This is a genomic window from Anaerostipes faecis (genome assembly GCF_910574135.1).
Classification (GTDB): domain Bacteria; phylum Bacillota; class Clostridia; order Lachnospirales; family Lachnospiraceae; genus Anaerostipes; species Anaerostipes hominis.
This window is the reverse complement of record NZ_CAJSYK010000003.1, coordinates 68,825-80,718: the sequence shown is the minus strand read 5'-3', so window position 1 is coordinate 80,718 and position 11,894 is coordinate 68,825. Positions and strand designations below refer to the sequence as shown.

General features: G+C 42.8%; 12 protein-coding genes and 1 riboswitch. Of the genes, 8 read left to right on the top strand and 4 right to left on the bottom strand.

Translation table 11 applies throughout. The features are described 5' to 3' along the window. Positions 1–16: 16 nt before the first annotated feature. From QGT46_RS03620 to QGT46_RS03610, 3 genes are read left to right on the top strand one after another with little or no spacing between them, the layout of a single operon-like run. Positions 17–1,984, top strand: coding sequence for an FAD-dependent oxidoreductase (locus QGT46_RS03620; RefSeq protein ID WP_024729368.1), 1,968 nt, complete (start codon positions 17–19; stop codon positions 1,982–1,984). Between the two features lie 44 nt (positions 1,985–2,028). Then, a complete protein-coding gene (locus QGT46_RS03615; protein ID WP_024729369.1) occupies positions 2,029–3,078 on the top strand; it encodes a 2-hydroxyacid dehydrogenase in 1,050 nt (349 codons plus the stop codon). A gap of 15 nt (positions 3,079–3,093) precedes the next feature. Then, positions 3,094–4,275: an MFS transporter gene (locus QGT46_RS03610; protein WP_148459117.1), complete on the top strand. Its 1,182-nt coding sequence runs from the start codon at positions 3,094–3,096 to the stop codon at positions 4,273–4,275. A gap of 216 nt (positions 4,276–4,491) precedes the next feature. On the opposite strand, the gene QGT46_RS17195 is transcribed toward QGT46_RS03610, so the two are convergent. Next, positions 4,492–5,541 (bottom strand): zinc-binding dehydrogenase, encoded by a 1,050-nt coding sequence (locus tag QGT46_RS17195; RefSeq protein WP_301589625.1) that lies wholly within the window; start codon positions 5,539–5,541, stop codon positions 4,492–4,494. A 219-nt stretch (positions 5,542–5,760) separates the two neighbouring features. Between QGT46_RS17195 and QGT46_RS03600 the strand changes: the two genes are divergently transcribed. Both QGT46_RS03600 and QGT46_RS03595 read left to right on the top strand, forming a co-directional pair. Continuing rightward, positions 5,761–7,323, top strand: a complete 1,563-nt coding sequence (locus QGT46_RS03600; RefSeq protein ID WP_024729372.1) for a xylulokinase — start codon at positions 5,761–5,763, stop codon at positions 7,321–7,323. A gap of 13 nt (positions 7,324–7,336) precedes the next feature. Beyond that, positions 7,337–7,573: an HPr family phosphocarrier protein gene (locus tag QGT46_RS03595; RefSeq protein ID WP_024729373.1), complete on the top strand. Its 237-nt coding sequence runs from the start codon at positions 7,337–7,339 to the stop codon at positions 7,571–7,573. Positions 7,574–7,649: 76 nt separating this feature from the next. On the opposite strand, the gene QGT46_RS03590 is transcribed toward QGT46_RS03595, so the two are convergent. From QGT46_RS03590 to QGT46_RS03580, 3 genes are all read right to left on the bottom strand, one after another. Continuing rightward, entirely contained in the window at positions 7,650–8,441 is a 792-nt protein-coding gene (locus QGT46_RS03590) for a hypothetical protein (RefSeq protein WP_148459118.1), read from the bottom strand. After that, complete coding sequence (locus QGT46_RS03585) at positions 8,404–8,661, bottom strand: hypothetical protein (RefSeq protein WP_148459119.1); 258 nt, start codon at positions 8,659–8,661, stop codon at positions 8,404–8,406. Before QGT46_RS03585 ends, QGT46_RS03590 begins: the two co-directional genes overlap by 38 nt. Before the next feature lie 169 nt (positions 8,662–8,830). Further along, a complete protein-coding gene (locus QGT46_RS03580) occupies positions 8,831–9,046 on the bottom strand; it encodes a hypothetical protein (RefSeq protein WP_024729376.1) in 216 nt (71 codons plus the stop codon). A 191-nt stretch (positions 9,047–9,237) separates the two neighbouring features. Continuing rightward, positions 9,238–9,312, bottom strand: a riboswitch (cyclic di-GMP riboswitch). Between the two features lie 68 nt (positions 9,313–9,380). Between QGT46_RS03580 and QGT46_RS03575 the strand changes: the two genes are divergently transcribed. Genes QGT46_RS03575 through QGT46_RS03565 form a run of 3 tightly spaced genes read left to right on the top strand, consistent with a single transcriptional unit; the run spans position 9,381 to position 11,885 of the window. Further along, positions 9,381–10,232: an energy-coupling factor transporter ATPase gene (locus QGT46_RS03575; RefSeq protein WP_024729377.1), complete on the top strand. Its 852-nt coding sequence runs from the start codon at positions 9,381–9,383 to the stop codon at positions 10,230–10,232. After that, on the top strand, positions 10,217–11,080 hold the full coding sequence (locus QGT46_RS03570) for an energy-coupling factor transporter ATPase (protein ID WP_148459120.1): 864 nt from the start codon (positions 10,217–10,219) through the stop codon (positions 11,078–11,080). Before QGT46_RS03575 ends, QGT46_RS03570 begins: the two co-directional genes overlap by 16 nt. Next, the gene (locus QGT46_RS03565) at positions 11,073–11,885 is read left to right on the top strand and encodes an energy-coupling factor transporter transmembrane component T family protein (RefSeq protein ID WP_024729379.1); all 813 of its coding nucleotides are present in this window, start codon (positions 11,073–11,075) and stop codon (positions 11,883–11,885) included. The genes QGT46_RS03570 and QGT46_RS03565 overlap by 8 nt, the downstream gene beginning before the upstream one ends. Positions 11,886–11,894: the final 9 nt, after the last annotated feature.

Sequence of the window (11,894 nt, the reverse complement as noted above, 5' to 3'; positions counted from 1 at the left end):
AAGAAAAGGAGACAGTATGGAAGAAAAGAAACTATGCGGAAAAAGATATCCACATTTATTTTCACCATTGAGAGTCGGAAATGTAAAGATGAAAAACAGAATCATCTGTGCGCCAACAAGTCCAAGCATGATTGATTTAAATGGCCATTTTACACCGGAGATGACAGCATACTTAGAAGAAAAAGCAAAAGGCGGGGCAGGTGTAGTTACATACGGAGAGGCGATTGTACACTCTGCAACAGGAAAATCCCATAACAAACAGCTTCAACTAGATGCTTTTGGAGTCAGACAAGGCATGACGGAGGCAGCAAGATTGATTCATAATGCAGGGTCGTATGCAAACATCCAGCTCTCTCATGGTGGTATGTACGGAGGTCTTGCCAGCGTTGGCGGAGATGTGGACAAGGAAAATATTGCGTATGGTCCCAGTGATTTTGAAATGCCGCAAGGACATGTCACAGAGATGCCCCGGGAATTGATCTATGAAATTATTGAATCTTATGGAAAAGCTGCAAAGCTTTGTAAGGAAACCGGTTTTGATATGGTTCAAGTACATGCAGCTCATGGCTGGTTATTTTCACAATTCTTATCGCCCGTTTTCAATCAGAGAACCGATGAGTTCGGCGGGTCTTTAGAAAACCGGGCAAGATTTTTCATGCTTTCATTGGACGCTGTAAGGAATGCAGTTGGACCATTATTTCCGATTGAAGCGCGTATATCCGGGGATGATTTTACCGACAGAGGTTTGGGCATGGATGACTGTGTGAAAGTAGCGGAAATGATCGATGACAAAGTTGACCTTATCAATGTCTCATGTGGAAATCATGAGGATCCGGATATGTTTTGCCGAACTCATCCATCTGCATTTTATAAACGAGGAGTTAATGTATATCTTGCAGCAGAAGTAAAGAAACATGTAAAAACTCCGGTTGCATGTGTGGGATCACTCAACGACCCGGCTCAAATGGAAGAAATCATTGCATCTGGAATGGCTGATGTTGTGGAACTTGGAAGGGCAAGTCTTGCAGATCCATACCTTCCACAAAAAGCTTATAATGATGAAGCTGATGATATTACACCATGCCTTCGATGCTATGAATGTTTTGGTGCAACTGGTGAATTGGAGATGGTAAAATGTGCGGTTAACCCAATTATGGGAGAGCAGCTGCAGGCGAGATATAAAAGACCTCTGCCGGAAAAGAAGAAAAAAGTTTTGATTGTCGGCGGCGGACCGGCAGGTATGGAAGCCGCGATTACAACAGCCAGGCGGGGACACCAGGTTACACTTGTGGAAAAAACAGAAAAGCTGGGCGGAAATCTTCATGCAGCAGGAGCTGCATATTTTAAAGAAGATGTACAAAAGCTGATAAAAGTTTTAAGCAGCCGGGTAAAGAAAGCGGGTGTAAAGGTAATTCTGAATACAGAGGTCACACCAGATTACATTAAAACGTTTCATCCGGATGCACTTATGGTGGCAATCGGATCGGAAGAATTAAGGCCGCCAATAAAGGGGCTTGATTCAGATCATGTAGTTATGGCTATTGAAGCGGAACTTCATCCGGAAAAACTTGGCCAGAAGGTTGCTATTGTTGGCGGCGGTCTTGTGGGGGCAGAAGGTGCAGTTGGATTCAAACATGAAGGCAAAGAATGTGTGATTATCGAGATGAAATCAGAGATCGCAGAAGAAGTAAACTCATTTTACAGAGGCGGTCTTATGGTAGAAGTTGAAAAATCTGCAGCGTGCTATTTGAATACAAAGGTGAAAGAAATCCTTTCCACAGGAGTTTTGTGTGAAAAGGACGGAGAAGATATTATCATCGAAGCAGATACGGTTGTATGTGCCTTAGGTTTTAAGTCACCATTTGAAAAAGTGGATGCACTTACAGATTGTGTTGACGAATATTATATCCTTGGTGACTGCAGGAAGGTTGGAAAAATATACGATGCGATCAACACAGGATATTATACAGGATTACGTGTTTAATATAAAGACGAAATTTATATCACCTGAATATTGGGAGGAAAACGATGAAAAAAAGGTTAGTACTTTGTACTCAGCTTCCTGAAAAGAGAAGACAGGAAATTGAAAAGCTATGTGATGTTACAGAGGCAGGAGAGTTAAAACACGGAAAAGGAAACGTAACAGAAGAGATGATCCGTGAGGAATGTAAAGGATTTGAGATCGTTGTTTTAGGAGATGAAAATGCAAAGGCGGATACAATCAATACATGGATTGAATCTGGAATGAAATTCATTGGAGTTGCCAAAGGAACACCAGTTACAGTTGACAATGAAGTGCTAAAGGCAGCAGGGATTCCACTGTCATACACACCGGGAAGAAACAGGGTTGCCGTTGCAGAATTTAATATGGGATTAATGATTGCGGCAGCACGAAATCTGGCCCTTAGTTCCACAGGACTTTCTAAAGGGGAACATACAGGACCAGCGAAAGAAAATATCTATGATGTTCCGGATGTTAAAAATGTAACATTTGGTCCGTTAGACGAGAACCATCCTTTCACAGATTATGGGATTGGATTTGAACTTTATGGAAAGAAGCTTGGCATTGCCGGATATGGTGCAATCGGACGTGAAGTTGCTGTTAGAGCAAAAGCATTTGGTATGGAAATTTTAGCATATGATCCATTTATGCCAGAGGAAGTAATCACAGCAGATGGCGCCAAGAAAGTTGATTTGGATACGATGCTCACAAAGAGTGATATGGTAAGTCTTCATCTTCCGGTAATTGAAGATACAAAGGCATCTGTTAATAAAGACTGGTTCTCTAAAATGAAGAAATCAGCTTTCTTGATTAACACAGCACGTGCGGCAGTCATTGACCAGAAAGACCTTGTAGAAGCACTTCAAAACGGAGACATTGCAGGTGCGGCGATTGATGTGTACTGGGAGGAACCGGTTCCGGCAAACCATCCGTTATTACAGATGAGAAATGTTGTATGTACACCACATATGGCAGGGTTAACAACAGATGTGGACGGATGGTCTGGTGAAATGATGTCTCAGGAAGTATTAGCTTACTTAAATGGAGAAGAACGAAAATACATCTGGAAAAGATAAGAGGAGGAGTATAAAATGGAAAACACAAAAAATAAAAAATTCATTGCTGCCGGATTGTTGGTGATGTCGTTGACTATGGCGTGTAATAGTGCATTGGCGCCGATTTTAGCGGAGGTTGGAAGATTCTTTCCAGGGGCAGGTGATTCAGCAATTCAGATTGTTTTGACCCTGATTAATTTGACAACTTTACCGGCAATGTTCATAGAACCAATGTTGGAACCGAAGATCACCAAAAGAAATATTGCAGTAATTGGTACAATTCTTATGCTCGTGGGAGCCTTGATACCACAAGTATTAAATACGCAATTATGGATGCTTTATGTAGCAAGTATTGTAATCGGGGTAGGTTTATCTTTTGTTGTTGTAACAAGCTCATCGTTGATTTCTGACTACTTTACAGGACTTGAAAAATCAAGAGTCATGGGATTACAATCAATTTTTGTAAGTATCGGCGGAACTATTATCGCAAAAGGTTCTGGTTTATTAACAGCTATGGCTGGATGGGAACGAGGATACCTCGTATTTTTGATTACGATACCTATCGTATTGATCATTCTGTTTACAGTACCTAAGGGAGAAACAATACCGGCAGTTGTAAAAGGTGAAAACAGCAGGATTTCAAATGAAATGGTGTATTTTGGTGTCTTATGTTTAATCACAGGTATTTTTGTTGCAACATTTAATACAAATATTGCTATGTACATCGACCGAAAAGGAATTGGGGATGCAAGTACAGCTGGTACGGTTGCTTCTATTATGCAAGTTGTAGGTATCGTAGGAGGCCTCTTGTTAGGAACAACTGTTAAAAAGTTCAGGAAATTTACTATTGGTGCAGCGATTCTTTTGATGGCGGTAGGTACCGCAATGGTTGGTGTGTCTACAAATTTCTATGTCATCTGTATAGGAGCATTAGTTGTAGGTTTTGGTTTTGCAATCAGGAATCCAGGTGCAGTAACATTTGCGGCAAATATGGTTCCGGCGGCACAGGCTTCTCTTGCAATCGCTATCGTATCTGCAACCTATAATATTGGTAACTTTATCTCAGCATACGTAGTAAATGCAATGGCAAATGTAATGGGAAATGATATTTCCAACCGTTTTATTGTTTCAGCAATTGGACTGGTAGTCGTTGGTATCATCGCTTGTGTCAAGACACCAACAACGAATGCACAGGCACTAGATTCTCAAGGAGAATAATCTCCGACATCGGAGAAAAACTATAAGGGACGACACCTTCTATTATGGTGCCCGCCATAAAAACGCTCCGCGAGGATGCACACAAAATGCGAAAGGAAAACATTTGACTTCGTCAAATCGCATTTGGCGCTCAAAGTTGTCAAGCCCCTCTTGAAGGAGGGGCTTGACAACTTTGTTCTGTCTGAAGAGCAAAAAAAGAGCATCACCAATACGATGTTAGTTGTCAAATGGATGAAGAACCACTTTAATTGCTTCACCCGTACGCGTAAGTTGAATTCCTTCATTGATCTTATCTAATGGAAGGATGTGTGTAATAAATTTCTCTGTTGGAAATGATGAAGAAATTGCAAGTTGGAATGCGCGTTTTGACTGGCTGTAGGAAGCGCCAAAGTGACCTTTAATCCAGATATTGTTATAATGGATCAAATTACAATCTAATTCGGTCATAGAGCCTTTTGGAACGCCGCCAAAGAAAACAGCCAAACCGCCTTTTCGTACCATATGGATACTCTGTGTTTGTGTTGCGTTTGCAGGTGTGGCGGAAATTACTTTATCGGCTCCTTTTCCACCTGTAAGCTTTTGAACTGCTTCAATGGGATCTTCTTTTGAACTATTGATTGTGATGTCCACTCCAAAGCCTTTGGCCATTTCCAGACGGGTATCATTTAAATCAATCATAATAACTTTCTGTGCACCGCGGATTTTAGCTAACTGCGCCATGAAACATCCAATAGGACCGGCACCGATGATGACTAAGGTGTCAGGATATTCAACCTTTACATTTTCCAGACATGCAAATACGGAAGTTAAAGGTTCTCCGAGACTTGCGGCATCAAAAGATACGTCATCGGGAATCTCATAAATACCTCCTCTTCGGATCTTTTCGCCGGATACAGAAACATACTGGGCAAATCCTCCGGTACCTGCAAGTTTTGCAACCTCGGTGTTTGAACAATTTTCACTGTGACCGCTGATGCATTCATCACATTCCATACAATAGGTTCCCGGGAATAAAAACAGGCGGTCGCCTACTTTATATTTTTTTTCCTCTTCCCCGATTTCATCAACAAAACCTACAATTTCGTGTCCATAGATAAAAGGGTAGTTTCCTTTTCTGGAATCAGTTGTTAAGTTTCGGATATCGGATCCGCATAAACCTACGGACATGACCTTTAAAATCAGACCATCTTCAGGACAAATAGGTTTGTCTGTTTCCTCAACGCGAATATCGCTTGGTCCATACATTAATGCTGCTTTCATTTTCATAAGTAAGTCTCCCTTCTTTATTTGTTATACCTTCTTACAACTCTAGTATAATGAATAAAAACAGAAGAAAACAAACACGTTATTGCCGTTATATTGCGGCAAATGGTATCTGAAATATTTCCGTTTAAATGAGGAAAAAGACCTTTTGAGTGTGAAGAATAAATTTGTTATTCTTACGTTAATCAATATAAAGTCTTAAATACCATTGGAGGAAGCGGAATGAAAAAAGCGGATAATTATTTATTAGGTATGGATTGCGGAACAACAAATATGAAAGCGATTATACTTAGTGAAGATGGAGATGTTGTTGCAGAGGCAGGCAGACCAAGTAAATTTCTGGTACCTGGTCCGGACATGCAGGAACAAGATGCAAACGAGTGGTGGAGCAATACAGTTGCTATATTCAAAAGTCTGGGAGAACAGGCAGGATCTGAGGTTATAAAGAAAATCAGAGGAATTTCCATTAGTTCACATACAGTTACAATGCTTCCATTGGATGAAAATGGAACACCGCTCAGAAATGCTTTAACGTATCAGGACAATCGCTCAGCAGAAGAATTGCATTACATAGTTGATACCATAGGAAGTGATAAATTTGTCCGTATTGTAGGGGGACAGCCGGCGGTGGCCTTTCTTCCGAACAAAATTTTATGGTTTAAAAACCATGAGCCGGAACTTTTTGCAAAGACAAAATATTTTTTACAGGCAAGTTCTTATATTAACTATAAACTGACTGGAAAAATGACATCTGATATTGACCAGGCAACAAGAACGCAATGTCTCGATATCAGTAAAATGGAGTGGTCAAAGGAGATAGGAGATGTCATTGGTGTTGATTTGGAAGCAATGCTTCCTGAATTAAAGTTAGTAGATGAAATTATCGGATTTGTCACAGAGGAAGCAGCCAAAGAAACTGGATTAAAGGAAGGGGTTCCAGTCATTGCAGGATGTAGTGATGCTATGGCATCTATGCATGCAACAGGAATCAGTCGTCTTGGGGAATGTGGGGAGTCATCTGGAACAACATCTCTCGTTTTCATTGGAAGTGATGTTAAGAGTGCGCCGGATGTACCGGTTGTTACGAGACCTTGTGCAGTTGATGGAATGCCATGGGTATTTGATGCACCAATTCAGACAAGTGGAGCGGCGTTAAAATGGTTTATTGACACTTTTGCAGCAGAAGAAAGAGCATACGCCGAAGCAAACAATAAAAATATTTATTCATACTTAAATGAGTTGGCATTGGAGTCAGAACCAGGATCAAATGGTGTGATATTCTTCCCATATTTGCTAGGAGAAAGAGCGCCGTTGTGGAATGAATATGCAAGAGGTATGTTTATCGGAATGGGAATGGATATGACCAGAGCAGATTTGACACGTTCTGTATTTGAAGGTACAGCATACGCTGTTCGCCATGTATTTGAAACAGTAAAAAAATCAGGGGCGGCCGTTGATTGTTTACGAATTTGCGGTGGCGGAGCAAAAAGCCGTACATGGGCTCAGATAAAGGCATCCATGCTTCATATTCCTGTATATTTATTAGACGAAAAATCAGGGGATGTTCCGGTGGGAGACGCATTCATTGTTGGACGAAAAGTTGGAGTATTTCCGGACCTTACAAAGGCAGCCGAAAAAATCGTAAAAGTAAAAGAAATAATTCAGCCGGTGAAAGAATGGGAAGAAGCTTATGACAGGCTGTATCCATATTATGTAGAAATGTATCAGAGCTTAGATCAAGATTTAAAGAGTTTAAAAGAAACAATAGGCGAACTGAGAAAATAAAGGGAGTAAAATTATGGTTAAAAAAACGATTCAATTAGATACTGTAGAGGATGTAAAAACGTTTGCCGCAGCTGCCGGCAGATATGATGGAAGTGTAGATTTAAAGTCAGACAGATATGTGATTAATGCAAAATCGATCTTAGGAATTTTCAGCTTAAATATTTCCCATCCATTAGAACTTCAGATTGAACCGGAGAAAAGTGATTACGGGAAATTTCTAGAAGAAATAGATGAGTATATCATTGGATAAAACAATCTATATGACAGTAATCATAAAGAAGTCCAGGAAAAATCCTGGACTTCTTTGTAGTATAAGGAGCCTAAGATCATCTTCTTAAATGTCTTGTGAGCAGCATGCCCGCACAGATAAGGCTTCCTGAAAGGAGGATCAACAAGGATGAGATATCATACTTCTGATCTCCGGTGGACGCTGTATCTTTATAGGATACAGTGCTGTTGTGCGTTGAAGCTTTCGTACCTTTCTTAGAGCTTGTGTGGCGGGAGGAGGTATTTCGCCTGCCTATGGATGTCTGTTTCTGTTTGGAAGTGGTCTTATTTTTCTCAGTGGAAGAAATTTCAGTATTGTGTTCTGTTGTTGAGGGTGAGGAATCTTGTGCATTCTTGTAGACCAGAGAATATACGGAAAACCGGTCAGTTTCAATTGTAACTTTATCAGGCTCAGGGTTTAAGTCTTTTAAAGTGGATGCAGAGTATGTTCCGTCAGCCTGTTCGTGAAGACGGATCACAAAGAATTCCCGCGTCTCATTGCGGTATTTTTCCGGCACATCAAAGGTGAGTGTGAGTGGAGAATCCACGGTAGGGATTCTTTCTGGTACGCCGTCTGTCATCTTTAACAGATTAATATCCAGAAGAATAGTACGTTCCATCTCCTTATTCAGAAGGTTCTGTGCTTGTTTCGGAGGAGCAGATACCGGCTCTGATTTTAAAGCAATCTCAATAGTGCTTCCGGCTGCAATTTTCTGTGCATCCTCCTCAGTGAGAAGAGCGTCGGCTTCATAATTCTCCACGGTGATGCCAGGCATCCCGGAAGGCTTCTCAATGGCAATAGAGCCGGAACCGTTAGCGGAACCTCCGCCGTTTAAAGGCGGCAGCCACAAGATTGCCCCATTGTTCGGCTACCGGGGAGACAGAATTTATGATTTTCAGAGCGACAGAGCCGCCTGCATAGACTTCACTTACATCGACGTTTTCCAGCGTACAGGAAATGGAACCGGATACATTAGCACTTGCATTGCCTTTGGAAGCAATGGCATAACCGCCCCCGTACACGGAAGATACCTGTACATTCTGGATGACAATGCTGACATTGGATTCCACGGCTTTATTTTTTCCGCCGGTGTCCTTCTTTATTAGAATAGACGTACCCTGGGCATACAGATTAGAGTCTTCGATCAGTATACCTGAATTTTCATTGGAAACAGATTTTTTCTTTTTTGATTCCGTCGAACTGTCAGCGGCAGTGTTGCCGGATGCAGGAACAGCAGAGTTAGCGTCCGGTGGCTGGGACTTCTGTCTGTGACTGTGTGTCTGAAGATGCCGTCTCTGTGATTTTACTCTGTGTCTCTGATGCAGAAGAGGCTTGAACGGCCTCTTTATTGTCTTTTGTTTCATCGGCTGCATAGCTTAAATTGCCGAGCATTGCTAAAATAAATGCCAGAAGCGTTGCCGCCAGCAGGATGGTGTGCCTTTTGTATCGCCTCATAATGATTCCCCCTTTCATGATATAAAACTAAATATACAGTATGTAAACGAAAAAAACTCCGGCAGAATACTGCCGGAGTCTATTTTATCTATAAAGTATACAATGTAAGGTAAACTGCACGAAAAGAGTGCAGTGTAAGATCCATTGACAGGACAGTCAGATCAAATATAAATGATGTCCGATAGGTAAAATGGAGCAGCCGGCTGTCATACCATCTCATGGTTTAGGCCCTTGGCTTTGCGTCACGGGATTTACCCGCAGTAATGTCAATGAATACCTATTGTTTCCAGCCCATTTTATTGATATAATGGAGCATATGTCAAAGGAGAAACCAATGTCAATATTACAGATCAAAGATTTAATTCATCAATATATAACTTACGGGGAAAAGGAAGAGGAAAATCAGACCGTCAATGCCGTAAATGGTGTGGATATGTCGGTGGAAAGGGGGGAGTTCATTGCCATTCTGGGACACAACGGCTCCGGCAAATCTTCCCTGGCAAAACATATCAACGGACTGCTCCAGCCCACATCCGGTTCTGTCTATTTAAAGAGTATGGATACAAGAGACCATGAAAAGCTCCTGAAGATCCGTCAAAGTGCAGGCATTGTATTTCAAAACCCGGACAACCAGATTGTCGGTTCTGTGGTGGAAGAAGATGTAGCCTTTGGCCCGGAAAATATCGGCGTGCCCACAAAAGACATCTGGAGCCGCGTGGCAGGGGCATTGGAGGGCGTCGGGATGACTGCTTACCGCAGCGCAAGCCCCAATCATTTATCCGGCGGGCAGAAACAGCGCGTGGCCATTGCAGGGATCATGGCCATGGAACCCGAATGTATAATTTTGGACGAGCCCACTGCGATGCTGGACCCCAGGGGACGACAGGATGTTCTGTCTCTTGCAGGGGAGCTGAACAGGGAAAAAGAGATCACGATCATTCTGATCACACATGATATGGAAGAAGTACTGCTGGCTGACAGAGTGTTTGTCATGGATCAGGGAAAGGTCGTGATGAGCGGAAAGCCAAAGGAAGTCTTTGCACATGTAGAGGAGCTGAAAGGGTACGGGCTTGAGGTGCCATTTGCCGCAGAGCTTGCCTATGAGCTTAAAAAGGAGGGAATCAGGCTTTCCGATGCGGTAACGACAAGGGAAGAACTGGTGGAAGAGTTATGTCAATTAGTTTAGAGAAAGTAAGTTATATATATGAAGATAATTCGGATATAAAAAAGCCCGCGCTGATCGATGTAGATTTAGAGATCGGAGAGGGAGAGTTTATCGGCATCATCGGACACACGGGATCGGGTAAGTCTACGCTGATCCAGCATCTGAACGGGCTCATGGAACCTACAAAAGGACGGGTATATTTTGAGGGAAAGAATATCCATGCCGAGGATTATAATATCAAGAGTCTTCGGGGAAAGGTTGGCCTCTGCTTTCAGTATCCGGAACACCAGCTGTTTGAGACGACCATACTGGAGGATGTCTGTTTCGGTCCTTTGAACTTTGGGGCCTCCAAAGAAGAAGCCGAAGAAGCTGCGAAGGAGGCACTCAAAGACGTGGGGATCTCTGAGGAACTGTTCGGAAAGTCGCCATTTGAACTGTCCGGAGGACAGAAGCGCAGAGTGGCCATCGCAGGCATTCTGGCAATGAAGCCTGAATATTTTATCCTGGATGAACCGACCGCCGGTCTGGACCCTGAGGGAAGGGTACAGCTGTTGGAACTTCTGAAGTGTCTCAATCAGGAACAGGGGATCACAATCATACTTGTGTCCCACAGCATGGAAGATATCGCATCCTATGTAGACAGGATGATCGTCATGAACCGTGGGCGCCTTGAATTTGACGGGGATAAGGAAGAAGTGTTCTCTCATCAGGAAGAACTGGAGCAGATGGGGCTGTCCGTACCATTTTTCAGACATCTGGCCAACGATCTGAAAGAAAAGGGATTTCCTGTCGAGGGAGAGATCCTGACCCTTGAAGATGCCAAGAGGGCAATCTTAAAAACATTAAAGAAGGAACAAACATATGATTAAAGACATCACCATAGGACAATATTACAGATCAGACTCTATTCTTCACCGGCTGGACCCACGGGTGAAGCTGGCGGGGACATTGATTTTTGTCATAACCTTGTTTTTTTCAAAGTCTTCGCTGACTTATGCGGCTTCTCTGCTGTTTTTGGCTTTGATGATCGGGCTTTCCACCGTACCCCTCTCTTTTATTGTCAGGGGTCTGAAAGCCGTTGGCGTTATTTTGCTTTTTTCCGTTGTCATCAATATTTTCTTTATACCGGGCGAAGCGATCGTACATTTTGGTGTCATCAGGATCACCAAAGAAGGAGTCGTCACAGCCGTTTATCTGGGCACAAGGCTGGTGATGCTTGTATTGGGCACTTCCCTTATGACCTTTACGACCACACCCAATGAGCTCACAGACGGGCTTGAAAAGTCGCTGGGCTTTTTGAAACTGATCAAAATTCCTGTGCATGAGATTGCGATGATGATGTCTATTGCCCTAAGGTTTATCCCGATCCTCACAGAGGAGCTGGACAAGATCATGAAGGCTCAGACCGCAAGAGGAGTGGATTTTAAAAACGGAAGTTTTCTGCACCGGATGAAGAGTATGGTGCCGATCGTAGTGCCGCTGTTTGTGGCGGCCGTGAGGAGAGCCAATGACCTGGCCCTGGCCATGGAGTCCAGGTGCTACCACGGCGGAGAAGGGCGGACGAAGATGAAGCCTCTCAAATACTGCAGAAGGGACCTGCTGGCTTATCTGTTCCTGGCTTTATTTTTGGCATTGATGATTTACCTGGGATTTTTCTGTCCGATTGGCAGATAGGCGTGAGGT

Excerpts from the sequence above, each read along its gene's own strand:
- QGT46_RS03595 (WP_024729373.1), top strand. The coding sequence starts at position 7,337 with ATGGTTAAAAAAACGATTCAATTAGATACTGTAGAGGATGTAAAAACG.
- QGT46_RS03615 (WP_024729369.1), top strand. The coding sequence starts at position 2,029 with ATGAAAAAAAGGTTAGTACTTTGTACTCAGCTTCCTGAAAAGAGAAGA.
- QGT46_RS03620 (WP_024729368.1), top strand. The coding sequence starts at position 17 with ATGGAAGAAAAGAAACTATGCGGAAAAAGATATCCACATTTATTTTCA.
- QGT46_RS03600 (WP_024729372.1), top strand. The coding sequence starts at position 5,761 with ATGAAAAAAGCGGATAATTATTTATTAGGTATGGATTGCGGAACAACA.
- QGT46_RS03610 (WP_148459117.1), top strand. The coding sequence starts at position 3,094 with ATGGAAAACACAAAAAATAAAAAATTCATTGCTGCCGGATTGTTGGTG.
- QGT46_RS03580 (WP_024729376.1), bottom strand. The coding sequence starts at position 9,046 with ATGAGGCGATACAAAAGGCACACCATCCTGCTGGCGGCAACGCTTCTG.
- QGT46_RS03570 (WP_148459120.1), top strand. The coding sequence starts at position 10,217 with ATGTCAATTAGTTTAGAGAAAGTAAGTTATATATATGAAGATAATTCG.
- QGT46_RS03575 (WP_024729377.1), top strand. The coding sequence starts at position 9,381 with ATGTCAATATTACAGATCAAAGATTTAATTCATCAATATATAACTTAC.
- QGT46_RS17195 (WP_301589625.1), bottom strand. The coding sequence starts at position 5,541 with ATGAAAATGAAAGCAGCATTAATGTATGGACCAAGCGATATTCGCGTT.
- QGT46_RS03565 (WP_024729379.1), top strand. The coding sequence starts at position 11,073 with ATGATTAAAGACATCACCATAGGACAATATTACAGATCAGACTCTATT.